Genomic DNA, 15857 nt, shown 5'->3' on the forward strand with positions numbered 1-15857 from the left:
GGACGTCTCACCGGGCGACCACCGCCTACTTCCTGCCGCGCAACTCCCGGTACTTGGCGACGAGCGCCTTCGTCGACTCGTCCAGACCGGCGACCTCGGCCCCCTCGGTCAGCGCGGGCTCGACGCGCTTGGCGAGGACCTTGCCGAGTTCGACGCCCCACTGGTCGAAGGAGTCGATGTTCCAGACGGCGCCCTGTACGAACACCTTGTGCTCGTACAGCGCGATCAACTGCCCCAGCACCGACGGAGTCAGCTCGCGTGCGAGGATCGTGGTCGTCGGGTGGTTGCCCTTGAACGCCTTGTGCGGCACCAGCTCCTCCGGCACCCCCTCCGCCCGCACCTCGTCCGGCGTCTTGCCGAAGGCCAGTGCCTGCGTCTGCGCGAAGAAGTTGGCCATCAGCAGGTCGTGCTGGGCGACGAGGCCGGGCAGCAGATCGGCGACCGGCTCGGCGAAGCCGATGAAGTCCGCCGGGATCAACTTCGTGCCCTGGTGGATGAGCTGGTAGTACGCGTGCTGCCCGTTGGTACCCGGCGTGCCCCACACCACCGGCCCCGTCTGCCAGTCCACCTCCTGCCCGTCCCGGCCGACGTACTTGCCGTTGGACTCCATGTCCAGCTGCTGCAAGTAGGCCGTGAACTTGGACAGGTAGTGGCTGTACGGCAGCACCGCGTGCGACTGGGCGTCGTGGAAGTTGCCGTACCAGATGCCCAACAGGCCGAGCAGCAACGGCACGTTGGACTCGGCGGGCGCGGTCATGAAGTGCTCGTCGACCAGCCGGAAGCCGTCGAGCATCTCACGGAATCGGTCAGGGCCGATGGCGATCATCAGCGACAGGCCGATCGCCGAGTCGTACGAGTACCGCCCGCCGACCCAGTCCCAGAACTCGAACATGTTCGCCGTGTCGATGCCGAAGTCGCCGACCTTCTCGGCGTTCGTCGACAGCGCCACGAAGTGCTTGGCGACGGCGTCCTGACCGGCCTTCAGCTCGGTGAGCAGCCAGTCGCGGGCCGAGGTCGCGTTGGTGATCGTCTCGATGGTGGTGAACGTCTTCGAGGCGATGATGAACAGCGTCTCGGCCGCGTCCAGGTCCCGCACCGCCTCGTGCAGGTCGGCGCCGTCCACATTGGACACGAAGCGGAGCACCAGGTCGCGGTCGGTGTAGGAGCGCAGCACCTCGTACGCCATCGCCGGGCCGAGGTCGGAGCCACCGATGCCGACGTTGACGATGTTCTTGATGCGCTTGCCGGTGTGGCCGGTCCACTCGCCGGAGCGGACGCGGTCGGCGAAGGCGCTCATCTTGTCGAGCACGGCGTGCACACCGGGCACGACGTTCTCACCGTCGACCTCGATCACCGCGTCCCGGGGCGCCCGCAGCGCGGTGTGCAGCACTGCCCGGTTCTCGGTGGTGTTGATCTTCTCGCCACGGAACATGGCGTCCCGCAGCCCGGACACGTCGGTCGCGGCGGCCAGCTCGCGCAGCAGCCGCAGCGTCTCGTCGGTGACCAGGTGTTTGGAGTAGTCGACGTGCAGATCGCCTACTTCGAGCGTGTACCCCGTGCCGCGTCCGGGGTCGGCGGCGAACAGCTCGCGCAACTGGACGTCGCCCAGCTCCTCCCGGTGCTTGGCCAGCGCCGTCCACTCGGGCGTCTGGTTGAGCCTGGTACGGCCCACCCGTCTCCCACCACCACCCTTGTACGGAGCGCTTCGCGCAAACCCCTCTTCTGCGTTCATCTCGGACTTCAGCCTTCTTTCCTACCTGTCCTGCTGCGTACCTTGCCCCGCTGCCGGTCCCAACCTAATTGATCAGGGCGCGACGTGAGCTGTCGTCCCGTCGTCCTCCGGCTCGACAACAGATACGTCCGCCCTGAGCCCGGGTATCAGCGCGGCGACGGAAAGGGCGAAGAACACGGCCGCGAGCAGGGCCGGGGTGTTCGGCCCCCAGAGCATGACCGCCGCGCCGCCCAGCAACGCACCCAGCGGTGCCCCGGCGACGCCGAGGGTCCGGAACGCGGAGCTGATCCGGCCGAGCATGTCGGTGGGAGCGCGCTCCTGCATCAGGGTTGTCGTGTTGACGTTCCACAGCATCCCCATGAACCCGAAGACATACAGACTCGCGACCAGCGCGGCCGGGCTCCGCACCGAGCCCATCGCCACCAGCGCCCCGATCTGCACCGCACCGGCCAGCAGCACGCTCCGTACCCGCCCCAGCCCACCGACCACCCTGCGGTTCGCCACTCCGCCCACCAGGCTGCCGACCGTGTATGCGGTCATCGCCGCCGCGTAGCCCACGGTGCCCGCGTCGAGCCAGTCCGTCACCAGGAGCACCAGCGTGGCGATGAGGGCACCCATGCCGATGTTGCACAGCGCGGTGGCGGCGCACAGGCCACGCAGGGCACGGTCGCGCCACAGGGCCCGCAGTCCGGCGGCGATCTCCGCGCGCAGGGTGCTGCCCGCCGGTCTGGGCGCACGCTCGGGTGCGGCGGTCCGCAGGGAGGCCAGCAGAGCGGCGCCCACCAGGTAGGTCAGGGCGTCCACGGCGAACGGGGCGGCGACGCCGACGGCCAGGAGCAGCGGGACGACGGGCCCCGCCAGCAGGCCACCCGCGATCCGCTGGCCGGTCATCAGGCGAGCGTTCGCGCTGCCCAGGGACTCGCGGCCCACCAAGGCGGGCAAGAGGGCCGTGGCCGCGTTGTCGAAGAGTGTCTGGAGGGTGGTCAGCGCGAAGGCCAGCGCTGTCAGCAGGGCGATCGAGGCGTGGCCGGTGGCCACGGCCACCGCGAAGCCCGCCACCAGCAGCCCCCGCACCACGTCCACGGTCCACATGGCGCGCCGCTGGTCCACCCGGTCCGCGACGGCCCCGCCGAGCAGCCCGAACACGATCCACGGCAGATAGCCGCACGCGGTGACCGCCACGACGAGCAGCGGCTCGTCGGTCAGTGTCACGGCGAGCAGCGGCAGCGCGGCCGTACGCAGCGCGTCCCCGAAGCTGGAGAGCACGGCGGCGCTCCATAACCGTCCGAATCCCCCGCGCCATGCGGGCGCCCGCATGTCCCGCACCTCTACCGTCGCCACAGCTCCCCCTCACGATTCCGTCGCTTCAAGAACCGTAGAGGTCACCACTGACAATCGATCCCGGACGAGGTGGAGCCCGGTGGACGATACGCATCCGGCCGGGCACCCCTCGGTGCCCGGCCGGACCTCAACTCCTAGATCTCGCCCCGCAGTTTGGCGAGCGCCTCGGCGAGGATCGCCTCGCCGTCCGCGTCGCTGCGGCGCTCCCGCACGTAAGCGAGGTGCGTCTTGTAGGGCTCGGTGCGCGGCGGGTCCGGCGGGTTGTCCCGGTCCTGACCGGCTGGAAAGCCGCAGCGCGGGCAGTCCCAGGTGTCGGGAACCTGCGCGTCGCTGGCGAAGCTGGGCTGGGTCTCGTGCCCGTTGGAGCACCAGAAGGAGACGCGCAGGCGCGGCGCGGACTCACCGCGCTCGGCCTCACCCATCGGCCCCGCCCCGACCCGGCTTCCTCGGATCGCGTTGCCACTTGCCACGGTCGTAACTCCCTGCGTGATGGTGCCGCGAAGCGAGTCGGCGTGACGCTTCGCTGCGAGCGCCTCAGTCTACGTAAGGCCCAACGCGCGTCCAGTGATTGGAGTTACCTGGACCCCGCCCCCAGACGCAAGCCCCATGATAGGCGGCGCTTCAAGTCGCGTACCGGTCATGGGGCTTTACGTGCGGATTGGTGCGTCTGTGACGCATTGCCGTACGGCAATGGACCTGTCGGTCAGTTGCTGACCTTCATCATGATGCCGAGTACGACGATGCACGCGACCCACATGAGACCGACCACCACGGTGATCCGGTCGAGGTTGCGCTCGGCGACGGAGGAGCCGCCGACGGACGACTGCATGCCGCCACCGAACATGTCGGAGAGGCCGCCGCCCTTCCCCTTGTGCATCAGCACCAGCAGCATCAGCAGCAGGCTGAATACGATCAGGGCGATCGAGAACCCCATAACCACGGCTGGACCAACTTCCTCGGATCTGGATAGACGACGGGGCACAGCGGATACCCACTGTGCCCCGCAAGGGTACGACGTAACGCCGCTACCGCATACTCACTGGTCCCGGAACCGCACGATCTTGACGAACTCGTCCGCGTCCAGCGACGCGCCGCCGACCAGGGCGCCGTCGATGTCGGGCTGGGCCATGATCTCGGCGACGTTGCCGACCTTGACGGAGCCGCCGTACTGGATGCGGACCTGGTCGGCCAGTTCCTGGGAGTACAGCTCGGCGAGCTTGCCGCGGATGGCCCCGCAGACCTCCTGGGCGTCCTCGGCGCCGCAGACCTTGCCGGTGCCGATGGCCCACACGGGCTCGTACGCGATGACGACGGACTCGGCCTGCTCGGCGGGGAGGTCCTTGAGGCCGCCCTCGACCTGGGCGAGCGTGTGCGTGACGTGGTTGCCCGCCTCGCGGACCTCCAGTTCCTCGCCGACGCACAGGATCGGGGTCAGGCCGTGCTTGTAGGCGGCCTTGACCTTGGCGTTGACGAGTTCGTCGCTCTCCGCGTGGTACTGGCGGCGCTCACTGTGGCCGATCGCCACGAACGTGCACTTGAGCTTGGCCAGCATCGGGCCGGAGATCTCGCCGGTGTAGGCGCCGGAGTCGTGGGCCGAGATGTCCTGGGCACCGTACTTGATCTTGAGCTTGTCGCCGTCGACCAGGGTCTGCACGGAGCGCAGGTCGGTGAACGGCGGCAGGACGGCGACCTCGACGGCCTCGTAGTCCTTGTCCGCGAGGGCGAAGGCGAGCTTCTGGACGTGGGCGATGGCCTCGAGGTGGTTGAGGTTCATCTTCCAGTTGCCCGCCATCAGCGGCGTGCGAGTGGTCATGCGGGGTCAGTCCTCCAGTGCGGCGAGGCCGGGGAGCGTCTTGCCCTCGAGGTATTCGAGGGAGGCACCGCCGCCGGTCGAAATGTGGCCGAATGCGTTCTCGTCGAAACCCAGGGTGCGCACGGCCGCGGCGGAGTCGCCACCGCCCACCACCGTGAAGCCCGGGGAGTCGAGGAGGGCCTGGGCGACCGCCTTGGTGCCCTCGGCGTAGTCGGGGTGCTCGAAGACGCCCATGGGGCCGTTCCAGAAGACGGTGGCGGCGTCGGCGAGCTTCGAGGCGTACAGCTTGCGGGTCTCCGGGCCGATGTCCAGGCCCTGCTGGTCGGCGGGGATGGCGTCCGCGGCGACGGTGGTGGGGTTGCTGGGGGCCTTGGTCTTCAGGTCCGGGAAGCCGGTCGAGACCAGTGCGTCGACCGGAAGGACCAGCTCGACGCCAGTCTTCTCGGCGCGCTCGATGTACTCGACGACGGCGGGGACCTGGTCCTCCTGGAGGAGGGACTTGCCGATCTCGTACCCCTTGGCCTTGAGGAAGGTGTACGCCATGCCGCCGCCGATGAGGATCCGGTCGGCCCTGCCGAGCAGCTGGTCGATGACGGCGAGCTTGTCGGAGACCTTGGCGCCGCCGAGCGCGACGACGTAGGGCCGCTGGACGTCCTCGGTGAGCTTCTTCAGGACGCCGACCTCGGTGGCGATCAGATAGCCGGCGTAGTGCGGCAGGCGGGCCGGGAGGTCGAAGACGGAGGCGTGCTTACGGTGCACGGCGCCGAAGCCGTCGCCCACGTAGACGTCGGCGAGGGCGGCCAGCCGGTCGGCGAAGGCGCCGCGCTCGGCGTCGTCCTTGGACGTCTCCCCGGCGTTGAAGCGCAGGTTCTCGACGACCGCGACCTGGCCGTCGGCCAGGCCCGCGACCGTGGACGTGGCGGACTCGCCGACCGTGTCGGTGGCGAACCGGACGTCGATGCCCAGGAGTTCACCGAGGCGCGCGGCGGCCGGGGCGAGCGAGAAGGCCGGGTCCGGGGCGCCCTTGGGGCGGCCCAGGTGGGAGGCGACGACCACCCGCGCGCCCGCTCCGGCGAGCGCCTGGACGGTGGGCAGCACGGCGCGGATGCGGCCGTCGTCGGTGATCGTGGTGCCGTCCAGCGGCACGTTGAGGTCGGCGCGGACGAAGACCCGCTTGCCGCCGACCCCTTCGGAGAGGAGTTCGTCGATCGTCTTCATTGGGTGACTCCTGAGGGGGCTCTGAGTGTTTCCCGCGAATGCCTCAGCCATCAATTGAGGAACCACGATGGCGAGCAACCACCTCCGCGAGAGCGGCGTCGGCTTAGGCGCAAAAAGGTGCCCGCGAGAGCGGCGGCGTTCAGCCGCAAAGGCAGCCACAGGGCTCGGGCCGCGCGGCGGTGCGCGACCCGAGCCCTGCTCTCACATCGAAGTGCCCGCTCCGGTGCTCAGAGCCGGCCGCCGACGAAGACCGTGAGGTCGACGAGGCGGTTGGAGTAGCCCCACTCGTTGTCGTACCAGCCGACGATCTTGACCGACTTGCCCTGGACCATGGTCAGGGAGGAGTCGAAGGTGCAGGAGGCCGGCCAGTTGACGATGTCCGAGGACACGATCGGGTCCGCGGTGTACTCCAGGATGCCCTTGAGCTGGCCCTCGGCGGCCTTCTGGAACGCGGAGTTGATCTCGTCCTTGGTGACCTCGCGGTCGAGCTCGATGACGAGGTCGGTGACCGAGCCGGTGGGGACCGGGACGCGCATGGCGATGCCGTCCAGCTTGCCCTTGAGCTGCGGGAGGACCAGGGCCGTGGCCTTGGCGGCACCCGTGGTGGTCGGGATGATGTTCTCGGCGGCGGCACGGGCGCGGCGCAGGTCCTTGTGCGGGAAGTCAAGGATGCGCTGGTCGTTCGTGTACGCGTGCACCGTCGTCATCAGACCCTTGACGATGCCGAAGCTCTCGTCGAGGACCTTGGCCATCGGCGCCACGCAGTTGGTGGTGCAGGAGGCGTTGGAGATGACGTGGTGGTTGGCCGGGTCGTACTTGTCCTGGTTCACGCCCATCACGATGGTGATGTCCTCGTCGGTGGCCGGAGCCGAGATGAGGACCTTCTTGGCGCCGCCGGCGATGTGCTTCTCGGCGTCGGCCTTCTTCGTGAAGATGCCGGTCGACTCGATGACGATGTCGACGCCCAGCTCGCCCCACGGGATGTCGGCGGGGTTGCGCTCGGACAGGACCTTGATGGTGTGGCCGTCGACGGTGATGGTGTCGGCGGTGTGGGACACCTCAGCCTTGAGGCGGCCCAGGATGGTGTCGTACTTCAGCAAGTGGGCCGTGGTCGCAGTGTCACCCAGGTCGTTGACAGCCACGATCTCGATGTCTGCACCCTGCTCCAGCAGCGCGCGGAAGTAGTTACGACCGATGCGGCCAAAGCCGTTGATGCCTACGCGGATCGTCACGAACCGATCTCCTCGTTGGTACGCCGGTTTCGAGACCGGCGAGCTGTATGGGATGTCCCCGACCGCATACGACCCTACCTCCCTCGGGCCTCCGTGGTGACATCGAGATGCCCCATACACGGCAGGGCGGCCCGTACCAGCCAGTAGGGGTACGGACCACCCTGGTTCCGCGTGCCGATTACCTGATCTCAGCCCTCCTGATGAGCCGATATGAGGGCCGGTGGATCAGTCCTTGAGCGCGGCCAGCGCCTTGCCCACGAGTGCCGTCCGGTCGGCCGCCGTGGCGACGTGCTCCAGGCCGAAGCCCAGCAGCACGGTGTCGGCCGTGGTGACCGCGCCGTACGTCTTGAACAGCTCACCGGACAGGCCCCAGTCCTTCACGACCGCGGGGCTGCCCGCGGGCGGTCCGGGGGTGCTCCAGGCGCCGAGGGATGTCTCGAAGCCCTCGGTCCGGCCGGCCGTGCCGTCGATGACGACGGACGCGTTGTCGGCGAGGACGCCGTGGCCGCCGGAACCGGGGTCGGTGATGTAGCTGAGCGAGATCTCCACCGTCCTTCCGGCGTACGCGGAGAGATCGAAGTTGACTTCCTGCCATCCGGCGGCGGTCCCGGTGAAGCTGTTCCACTCCCCGCTCGTGCCGGCCGGGGTGCAGCCGTCCTCGCCCAGGGTCAGATACCGCGTCAGGGCGGGGTGCGCCTGGATGAAGTACCCGGCCTCGCACTCGGTGGGTACGGCGGTGCCGGTGGCGCCGCCCTTCTCCGGGAGCGTGGTCCAGTCGTCGGCCCCGGCGGTGCGCGCCTCCAGTACGGCGTGGTCGTAGCCGTCCTCCGTGTCCCACAGCAGCCGCGTGCGCAGGGTCGGCGCGTCGGCCGCGTTCACCGAGGTGAGGTCGATGGTGCGGGTGAGGCGGTTCCAGGCGTAGTCGCTGTGCGTGACGGCCGCCATGGAGGCGCCCTCGTACGGGCCGTACGGGTTGACGGTCCCGGGGTACTGGCCCGCGCCGGCGCTCTCGAACTGCGGGAACCTGTCCACGGGCAGGGTCTCGGAGGTGACCCCGAACGACCCGGCCGTGTTCAGGGGGTTGCCGGGCGCGTCACCGAGGGGTGCCGTGATGCCCGCGAGGCCGCCGACGCCGTCGAAGCCGGTGACGTTCGGGATGGTCGTACGGGTGTAGGCGCCCAGGTAGTACTGGCTGAAGTCGTTCGAGAAGGTGCCCCCGCCGAGGTCGACGGAGGCGCCGGCGGTTTCGCCCGCCTCGATCAGCTTGCCGCCCTCGTTGAGGTAGGCGCGCAGTTCGAGCTGGGTGGCGACGCCCGGGCGGACGGCGCCCGTGTAGTGGACGACCGTCTTGAAGTGGTCGAGCACGCCGAGCGCGTCCGGTGCGCCCTGGGTGGTGACGTCCCAGACGATCGCTCGCTTGCGGTTGGCCTTCAGCGCGTCCACGTAGGTCCGCGCCTGGGTCGCGGCCGCGCCCTCCTCGGCGACGACGAGCACGTCGGCGCGCGGCCGCTCGGCGACCGTGTAGGTGAAGTGCTCGCTGGAGGTGCGCTTTCCGCGCTTGGTCTCGCCGGTGAACCAGACCTCGACCTTGTCGCCCGGTGCACCGTCCTTGACCTTGGCCCGGTACTCGTCGAAGTACAGGTTGTCGTCACCGCCGTACGTCTCGCCGCCCTTCCAGGGCCTGAGCCTCATGTCGTGCGTACGGCCGCCGTTGACGCGGTACTTGAGCTCCTTGTCCCGTACGGACTTTCGGACGACGACGGAGACCTCCTGGTCCGCGCCGCGCGAGTACGACGTCGTGAAGGGGGCCGGGGTGAAGTCGGGGGCGTCGACGCCGACCGAGGACTTCGGCCGGTCGGGCCTGGCGGCGGACTCGGCGACGGAGAGCGCGAACGGGATGTTCTTCTCGAACTCCTCCTGGATCAGCTTCTCGTCGTCCGGGAAGGTGAAGATCGACGCGCAGTCCGCGGCCTCCCAGGCGTCGTCCGGATAGAGGTTCGACACGGTCTGGCAGGTGGACATCTCCGGCGTGAACATCGCCGCGCCGTGGAGGTTGGACGCGTGGCCGTCCGTCTCGCCGTTGGTGGTGTAGAGCTCGGAGGAGAGCTGAGGGTGGTAGCCGGGGATCGCCGGGTTCTCGGGGGTACCGGCGAGGGACTCGTAGAGCACGTCGTCCGGGCTGGGGGTGGCCACCTGCCAGCCGACTCCGTAGAGGATCAGTTCGGCGGCGGAGTGGTAGTTGATGCCGTACTCGAAGCCGATGTTCTTCAGGAAGGCGTCGAGTGCCTTCGTCTCGGGTTCGGAGTTCGGGCCCGTGCCGCGGTAGGTCTGGCTGGTGGGGTTTGGGGACGAACCCTCGTCGTCGTAACCCCACTTGTAGGCGAAGTTGCGGTTGAGGTCGACGCCGTCGCCGATGGTGTGGGCGCCGTCGCCGTTGTTGTCGCGCATGTTCTTGCGCCACTGGCGGTCGCCGTCGGGGTCGTGGGTCCAGTCGTATCCGTCGGGGTTCGCGGAGAGGACGAACCACAGTTCGGTCGAGTCGACGAGCTTCTTGATGCGCTTGTTCTTGGCGTAGTTGTCCAAGTAGTAGTGCATCAGGCGGCGCGTCATCTCCGGGGTGATCCACTCGCGCGCGTGCTGGGCGGACAGGTACAGGACCGAGGGCTTGGCGCCGTCCTTGGTCTTCTTGGCGTTCTTGGTCAGTTTGAGCGCGAGGATGTCCTGTCCCTGGAGGGACTTGCCGATGGAGACGACCTTGGTCAGGGACGGGTGCTTCTGCCCGGTCCTGAGGATCTCCTCCTTCAGGTTGCCCGCTCCGCCGTACGGGCGGTAGACGCCGTCCCCGGCGGCGGCCACGCGTGCGCGTGCCTTCGACGTGAGTGTGTGCTCCTTGAGGTCGACGCCCTGGTCCTCCAAGTCTTCGGCCTGCTTGTCGGTGAGGTAGACCTCGACGGTGGCGGTGCCCTTGTCGGGCGCCTGCTCGCCGAGTTCGTGGCCGTCCTGCCCGGTCGCGAGGAGCAGTGGTATCTGCTCCTTCGTGACTTCGGCGCGGAAGACCTTGACCTCTTCCGCGGTCGGGTCGGGCGATCCGCCCGCCGCGCCGGCCTGGGAGATGGGCGCCAGGGCCACGCCGCCCAGCAGGAGCGCGCCCGCAGCGAGGATCGATCTCGCTCTTCGACTCATGAGCCCCCCCTTGCAGTGGTTCGCCACAGCGGCGAACAGAGCCAGGCTCATGACAGATCCTGGTCACGTCAAGGGCGCCTCACGGACAACAGAGCAGACATAAGACGCCGGTGCCGACGGCCCAAGTGGGCGTCGGCACCGGCGCGTTGAGGACCTGACGGGACGTCAGCCCACGAGGTTGTCGGCCATCTCCTCGGTGAGGTTGGACTCGGTGCCCGGGATGCCGAGGTCGGAGGCGCGCTTGTCGGCCATGGCCAGCAGCCGGCGGATACGGCCCGCGACGGCGTCCTTGGTCAGCGGCGGGTCGGCGAGGGCGCCCAGCTCCTCCAGGGAGGCCTGCTTGTGCTCCATGCGCAGCCGTCCGGCGGCCGCGAGGTGCTCGGGGACGTCGTCACCGAGGATCTCCAGGGCGCGGGCCACGCGGGCACCGGCGGCGACGGCGGCACGGGCCGAGCGGCGCAGGTTGGCGTCGTCGAAGTTGGCGAGCCGGTTCGCCGTGGCGCGGACCTCGCGGCGCATCCGCCGCTCCTCCCAGGCCAGCACGGACTCGTGGGCGCCGAGGCGGGTGAGGAGGGCGCCGATGGCGTCCCCGTCGCGGACGACGACCCGGTCCACGCCCCGTACCTCGCGGGCCTTCGCCGCGATCGACAGCCGGCGGGCGGCGCCGACGAGCGCGAGCGCGGCCTCGGGACCGGGGCAGGTCACCTCCAGGGAGGAGGAGCGGCCGGGCTCGGTCAGCGAGCCGTGGGCCAGGAAGGCCCCGCGCCAGGCCGCCTCGGCGTCGCAGGTGGCCCCGGAGACCACCTGAGGGGGCAGGCCGCGGATGGGGCGGCCCCGGCCGTCGACGAGCCCGGTCTGGCGGGCCAGCTGGTCTCCGCCCGCGACGACCCGTACGACATAGCGCGAGCCGCGGCGCAGGCCGCCGGGCGCCATCACGATCAGCTCGGAGCTGTGGCCGAAGATCTCCAGGATGTCCCGCTTGAGGCGGCGGGCCGCCATCGCGGTGTCCAGCTCCGCCTCGATCACGATCCGGCCGCTCACCAGGTGCAGGCCGCCGGCGAACCGCAGGACGGCGGAGACCTCCGCCTTTCTGCAGCAGGTCCGGGTGACGGGGAGCCGGGAGATCTCGTCCTTCACCGCTGCCGTCATCGCCATGGGCCGATCCTTCCATGCATCCGAAAAATACGGTCGTACGCGGCGGCCAACAGCTCCGGATCGTGCCGCGGAGATCCGTCGGTCCGGGCCACCGGCGCCAGCTCGACCGCGGCGCCGAACCGCTTGGCGGCATCGGTGAGTGAGTCGCGGTCGGGCACGGCGGCCTCGTCGGCCAGCACCACGTCCAGGGCGAGTTTAGGGGCGTGTCGTCCCAAAACCTCCAAATGACGCTGCGGGGAGAAGCCATCGGTTTCTCCCGGCTGCGGAGCGAGGTTCAGGGAGAGTACCCGGCGCGCCTTCGTCTCCGTGAGGGCGTCCAGCAACTCGGGCACGAGCAGGTGCGGGATCACCGAGGAGAACCAGGAGCCGGGGCCGAGCACCACCCAGTCCGCGTCCAGGACCGCCTCGACGGCCTCGGGGACGGCGGGCGGGTCATGCGGCACGAGGTGCACGGACTGCACCTCGCCGGGCGTGAGCGCGACGGTCGCCTGCCCCCGTACGGTGTCCATGTCGTCCGGCCGCTCGGGGTTGTGCCCCTTGACCAGCGCCTGGAGCTCCAGGGGTACGGCGGACATGGGCAGGACGCGGCCGTGGGCGCCCAGGAGCCTGCCGACCAGGTCGAGGGCCTGGACGTGGTCACCGAGCTGCTCCCAGAGGGCGACGATGAGCAGGTTGCCGACCGCGTGGTCGTGCAGGTCGCCCCTGGACTCGAAGCGGTGCTGGATGACGCGGGCCCAGGTCTGGCCCCAGTCGTCGTCGCCGCACAGCGCGGCCAGGGCCTTGCGCAGGTCGCCGGGCGGGAGCACGCCCAGTTCGTCGCGCAGCCGCCCGCTGGAGCCGCCGTCGTCGGCCACGGTGACGACGGCGGTGAGGTCGCCGGTGATCCGGCGCAGGGCGGCGAGCGAGGCGGACAGGCCCATGCCGCCGCCGAGCGCGACGACCTTGGGCTGGGCGCCCCGGCGGCGCGGCCGGCCGCCGCGCGCCTCGGCGGGCCTGCCCCCGCGGCCCCCGGGGGTGATCCCGCGCAGCCTGCTCAGCCGCAGTGGACGTCCGCTCATTCGCGGCCCATGTCCCGGTGCACGACAACGGTCTCCACGCCCTGGGCGGCCAGGCGTGCGGCCAGCTTCTCGGAGGTGGCGACCGAGCGGTGCTTGCCGCCGGTGCAGCCGACCGCGATGGTCACATACCGCTTGCCCTCGCGGCGGTACCCGGCGGCGATGAGCTGGAGCAGCTCGGTGTAGCGGTCGAGGAACTCCTTGGCGCCGGGCTGGTTGAAGACGTACGCGGAGACCTCCTCGTTCAGGCCGGTGTACGGGCGCAGCTCGGGGACCCAGTGCGGGTTGGGCAGGAAGCGCATGTCGACGACCAGGTCGGCGTCGACCGGGAGGCCGTACTTGAAGCCGAACGACATCACCGTGGCCCGCAGCTCGGGTTCCTCCTCGCCCGCGAACTGGGCGTCCATCTTGGCGCGCAGCTCGTGCACGTTCAGGCTGGAGGTGTCGATCACCAGGTCGGCGTCGCCGCGCAGCTCGCGCAGCAGCTCCCGCTCGGCGGCGATGCCGTCGACGATGCGTCCGTCGCCCTGGAGGGGGTGCGGACGCCGTACGGACTCGAAGCGGCGCACCAGGGCGTCGTCGGAGGACTCCAGGAAGACGATCCGCCGGGTGACGCTCTTCGCCTCCAGGTCGGCGAGGGACTCGCGGAGGTTGTCGAAGAAGCGGCGGCCGCGTACGTCGACGACGACCGCGATCCTGGCCACGTTGCCCTGGGAGCGGGCGCCGAGCTCCACCATGGTGGGGATCAGCGCGGGCGGCAGGTTGTCGACGACGAACCAGCCGAGGTCCTCCAGGCATTTGGCGGCCGTGGACCGGCCGGCGCCGGACATGCCGGAGATGATCACCAGCTCGGGGATGGCCGCGTCCGCGTTTCCGTTCGCGTCGGTGCCCTGACTCACCTGTGCTCCGTCGTCGTGGCGTTCGTCGTGGCGTGCTTCGGGCTGTGCGGGATGCTCGCGTGTTTCCCTCTGCGACTGATCTCGCTGCCCTGTGGGTTGCTTGTCGTGCTCGCTCATCTCTCCTGCCCCCGTCGTTCGTCCGGGGCGCCCGCGGACACGGGCTCCCCCGAGGAGCCCGCCGTCGTCTCGGGCTTCTCGTCTTCCATGTCATCCATGATCTCTCCGGTGGCCGTGTTCACGGCGGGTGCGGCCGGTACCGCCCGGGCGAGTGCCGCGGCGATCGTCTCGGCCGTCTTGCGGCCTATGCCGGGTACCTCGCAGAGCTGGTCGATTGTCGCGGACCGCAGCTTTTTCACCGAACCGAAGTGCTTGATCAGCGCCTGTTTGCGTGTCTCGCCGAGGCCCGGTACGTCGTCCAGGGGGCCGGCCCGGAAGCGCTTGGCCCGTTTGGTGCGCTGGTAGGTGATCGCGAAGCGGTGGGCCTCGTCGCGGACGCGCTGGAGCAGGTAGAGGCCCTCGCTGGTGCGGGGCAGGACCACCGGGTCGTCGTCGCCGGGCAGCCAGACCTCCTCCAGGCGCTTGGCGAGGCCGCACACGGCGATGTCGTCGATGCCGAGCTCGTCCAGGGCCTTCTGGGCGGCGGCGACCTGCGGCTGCCCGCCGTCGACGACGACGAGCTGGGGCGGGTAGGCGAAGCGCTTGGGGCGGCCGTCCTCCTCGGTGAGGGCCGCCTCGCCGTCGGCCCACTCCCCGGTCTTCTCCTTCTCGGCGAGGTACCGCCTGAAGCGGCGGGTGATCACTTCGTGCATGGACCGGACGTCGTCCTGGCCCTCGAAGCTCTTGATCTGGAAGCGGCGGTACTCGCTCTTGCGGGCCAGTCCGTCCTCGAAGACCACCATGGAGGCCACGACGTCGTCGCCCTGGAGATGCGAGATGTCGTAGCACTCGACCCTCAGGGGCGCGCTGTCCAGGTCGAGGGCGTCGGCGATCTCCTCCAGGGCGCGCGAGCGGGTCGTGAGGTCGGAGGCGCGCTTGGTCTTGTGCAGCACGAGCGCCTGCTGGGCGTTGCGCTGCACGGTCTCCATGAGTGCCTTCTTGTCGCCGCGCTGCGGGATGCGCAGCGACACGTTCGAACCACGGCGTTCGGCCAGCCACTCCTGGACGGGCTCCACCGGGTCGGGCAGCGCGGGAACGAGCACCTCCTTGGGTACGGCGTCCCCGGTCTCCTCCCCGTACAGCTGCTGGAGGGCGTGCTCGACGAGGGCGCCTGTGGTGATCTCCTCGACCTTGTCGGTGACCCAGCCGCGCTGGCCGCGCACGCGTCCGCCACGTACGTGGAAGATCTGTACGGCCGCCTCCAGCTCGTCCTCGGCGACGGCGATGAGGTCGGCGTCGGTCGCGTCGGCGAGCACGACCGCGTTCTTCTCCATGGCTTTCTTCAGGGCCTCGATGTCGTCGCGCAGGCGCGCGGCCCGCTCGTACTCCATCTCCTCGGCCGCGGCCGTCATCCGCTGCTCCAGGCGGCGCAGGTACGTCCCCGTGCGGCCGGCCATGAAGTCGCAGAACTCCTCGGCGAGTTCGCGGTGGTCCTCGGGGGAGATCCGCTCGACGCAGGGGGCCGAGCACTTGCCGATGTAGCCGAGGAGGCAGGGGCGGCCGGTGCGGGCCGCGTTCTTGAAGACACCGGCCGAGCAGGTGCGCACGGGGAAGACGCGCAGCAGCAGGTCGACGGTGTCGCGGATCGCCCACGCGTGCGCGTACGGCCCGAAGTAGCGCACGCCCTTCTTCTTGTGACCGCGCATCACCTGCACGCGCGGGAACTGTTCGTTCAGGGTGACCGCGAGGTACGGGTAGCTCTTGTCGTCGCGGTACTTGACGTTGAACCGGGGGTCGAACTCCTTGATCCAGGAGTACTCCAGCTGCAGCGCCTCGACCTCCGTGGACACCACCGTCCACTCCACGGACGCGGCTGTGGTGACCATCGAGCGCGTACGGGGGTGGAGGCCCGCCAGGTCCTGGAAGTAGTTGGCCAGGCGCTGGCGCAGGCTCTTCGCCTTCCCGACGTAGATCACCCGGCGGTGCTCGTCACGGAATTTGTAGACCCCGGGTGAGTCCGGGATCTGTCCCGGCCTGGGGCGGTAGCTGGAGGGGTCGGCCATGTCTCACACCCTACTGGCGAGGTGTGACAGCGCGGCGGGGCTGTGGAGGGACCGCGGTCTTCACGGAGCG

General features: G+C 69.8%; 12 protein-coding genes. All 12 read right to left on the bottom strand.

All coding sequences use genetic code 11. From position 1 onward, the window contains the following. Positions 1 to 25: 25 nt before the first annotated feature. Positions 26 to 1732: a glucose-6-phosphate isomerase gene (pgi, locus tag ACWD3C_RS08240; RefSeq protein WP_451141370.1), complete on the bottom strand. Its 1707-nt coding sequence runs from the start codon at positions 1730 to 1732 to the stop codon at positions 26 to 28. A 72-nt stretch (positions 1733 to 1804) separates the two neighbouring features. Beyond that, positions 1805 to 3049 (bottom strand): MFS transporter, encoded by a 1245-nt coding sequence (locus ACWD3C_RS08245; protein ID WP_451141372.1) that lies wholly within the window; start codon positions 3047 to 3049, stop codon positions 1805 to 1807. Between the two features lie 158 nt (positions 3050 to 3207). After that, positions 3208 to 3543, bottom strand: a complete 336-nt coding sequence (locus ACWD3C_RS08250; protein WP_078066843.1) for an RNA polymerase-binding protein RbpA — start codon at positions 3541 to 3543, stop codon at positions 3208 to 3210. Positions 3544 to 3776: 233 nt separating this feature from the next. After that, positions 3777 to 4007, bottom strand: a complete 231-nt coding sequence (gene secG / locus ACWD3C_RS08255; protein ID WP_451141374.1) for a preprotein translocase subunit SecG — start codon at positions 4005 to 4007, stop codon at positions 3777 to 3779. 102 nt (positions 4008 to 4109) lie between these two features. Further along, positions 4110 to 4886 carry a triose-phosphate isomerase gene (gene tpiA, locus ACWD3C_RS08260; RefSeq protein WP_451141376.1) on the bottom strand — a complete coding sequence of 259 codons (777 nt, stop codon included), beginning with the start codon at positions 4884 to 4886 and terminating at the stop codon, positions 4110 to 4112. Between the two features lie 6 nt (positions 4887 to 4892). Then, positions 4893 to 6104 (bottom strand): phosphoglycerate kinase, encoded by a 1212-nt coding sequence (locus ACWD3C_RS08265; protein ID WP_451141378.1) that lies wholly within the window; start codon positions 6102 to 6104, stop codon positions 4893 to 4895. Between the two features lie 227 nt (positions 6105 to 6331). Next, on the bottom strand, positions 6332 to 7336 hold the full coding sequence (gene gap, locus ACWD3C_RS08270; RefSeq protein ID WP_451141380.1) for a type I glyceraldehyde-3-phosphate dehydrogenase: 1005 nt from the start codon (positions 7334 to 7336) through the stop codon (positions 6332 to 6334). A 225-nt stretch (positions 7337 to 7561) separates the two neighbouring features. Beyond that, on the bottom strand, positions 7562 to 10519 hold the full coding sequence (locus tag ACWD3C_RS08275; RefSeq protein ID WP_451141382.1) for a M14 family zinc carboxypeptidase: 2958 nt from the start codon (positions 10517 to 10519) through the stop codon (positions 7562 to 7564). Positions 10520 to 10684: 165 nt separating this feature from the next. Further along, positions 10685 to 11674, bottom strand: coding sequence for a DNA-binding protein WhiA (gene whiA, locus ACWD3C_RS08280; protein ID WP_451141384.1), 990 nt, complete (start codon positions 11672 to 11674; stop codon positions 10685 to 10687). Further along, the gene (locus tag ACWD3C_RS08285) at positions 11665 to 12732 is read right to left on the bottom strand and encodes a gluconeogenesis factor YvcK family protein (RefSeq protein ID WP_451141386.1); all 1068 of its coding nucleotides are present in this window, start codon (positions 12730 to 12732) and stop codon (positions 11665 to 11667) included. The genes whiA and ACWD3C_RS08285 overlap by 10 nt, the downstream gene beginning before the upstream one ends. Next, positions 12729 to 13745, bottom strand: a complete 1017-nt coding sequence (gene rapZ / locus ACWD3C_RS08290; protein WP_451141388.1) for an RNase adapter RapZ — start codon at positions 13743 to 13745, stop codon at positions 12729 to 12731. The genes ACWD3C_RS08285 and rapZ overlap by 4 nt, the downstream gene beginning before the upstream one ends. Further along, the gene (gene uvrC, locus ACWD3C_RS08295) at positions 13742 to 15787 is read right to left on the bottom strand and encodes an excinuclease ABC subunit UvrC (RefSeq protein WP_451141390.1); all 2046 of its coding nucleotides are present in this window, start codon (positions 15785 to 15787) and stop codon (positions 13742 to 13744) included. The genes rapZ and uvrC overlap by 4 nt, the downstream gene beginning before the upstream one ends. Positions 15788 to 15857 lie beyond the last annotated feature (70 nt).

It is taken from the genome of Streptomyces sp. NPDC002845, assembly GCF_053591955.1.

What these genes read in the sequence shown, in the direction of transcription:
- whiA (WP_451141384.1), bottom strand. Translation starts at nt 11,674, where the DNA reads ATGGCGATGACGGCAGCGGTGAAGGACGAGATCTCCCGGCTCCCCGTC.
- ACWD3C_RS08265 (WP_451141378.1), bottom strand. Translation starts at nt 6,104, where the DNA reads ATGAAGACGATCGACGAACTCCTCTCCGAAGGGGTCGGCGGCAAGCGG.
- ACWD3C_RS08275 (WP_451141382.1), bottom strand. Translation starts at nt 10,519, where the DNA reads ATGAGTCGAAGAGCGAGATCGATCCTCGCTGCGGGCGCGCTCCTGCTG.
- tpiA (WP_451141376.1), bottom strand. Translation starts at nt 4,886, where the DNA reads ATGACCACTCGCACGCCGCTGATGGCGGGCAACTGGAAGATGAACCTC.
- ACWD3C_RS08285 (WP_451141386.1), bottom strand. Translation starts at nt 12,732, where the DNA reads ATGAGCGGACGTCCACTGCGGCTGAGCAGGCTGCGCGGGATCACCCCC.
- uvrC (WP_451141390.1), bottom strand. Translation starts at nt 15,787, where the DNA reads ATGGCCGACCCCTCCAGCTACCGCCCCAGGCCGGGACAGATCCCGGAC.
- rapZ (WP_451141388.1), bottom strand. Translation starts at nt 13,745, where the DNA reads ATGAGCGAGCACGACAAGCAACCCACAGGGCAGCGAGATCAGTCGCAG.
- pgi (WP_451141370.1), bottom strand. Translation starts at nt 1,732, where the DNA reads ATGAACGCAGAAGAGGGGTTTGCGCGAAGCGCTCCGTACAAGGGTGGT.
- ACWD3C_RS08245 (WP_451141372.1), bottom strand. Translation starts at nt 3,049, where the DNA reads ATGCGGGCGCCCGCATGGCGCGGGGGATTCGGACGGTTATGGAGCGCC.
- secG (WP_451141374.1), bottom strand. Translation starts at nt 4,007, where the DNA reads ATGGGGTTCTCGATCGCCCTGATCGTATTCAGCCTGCTGCTGATGCTG.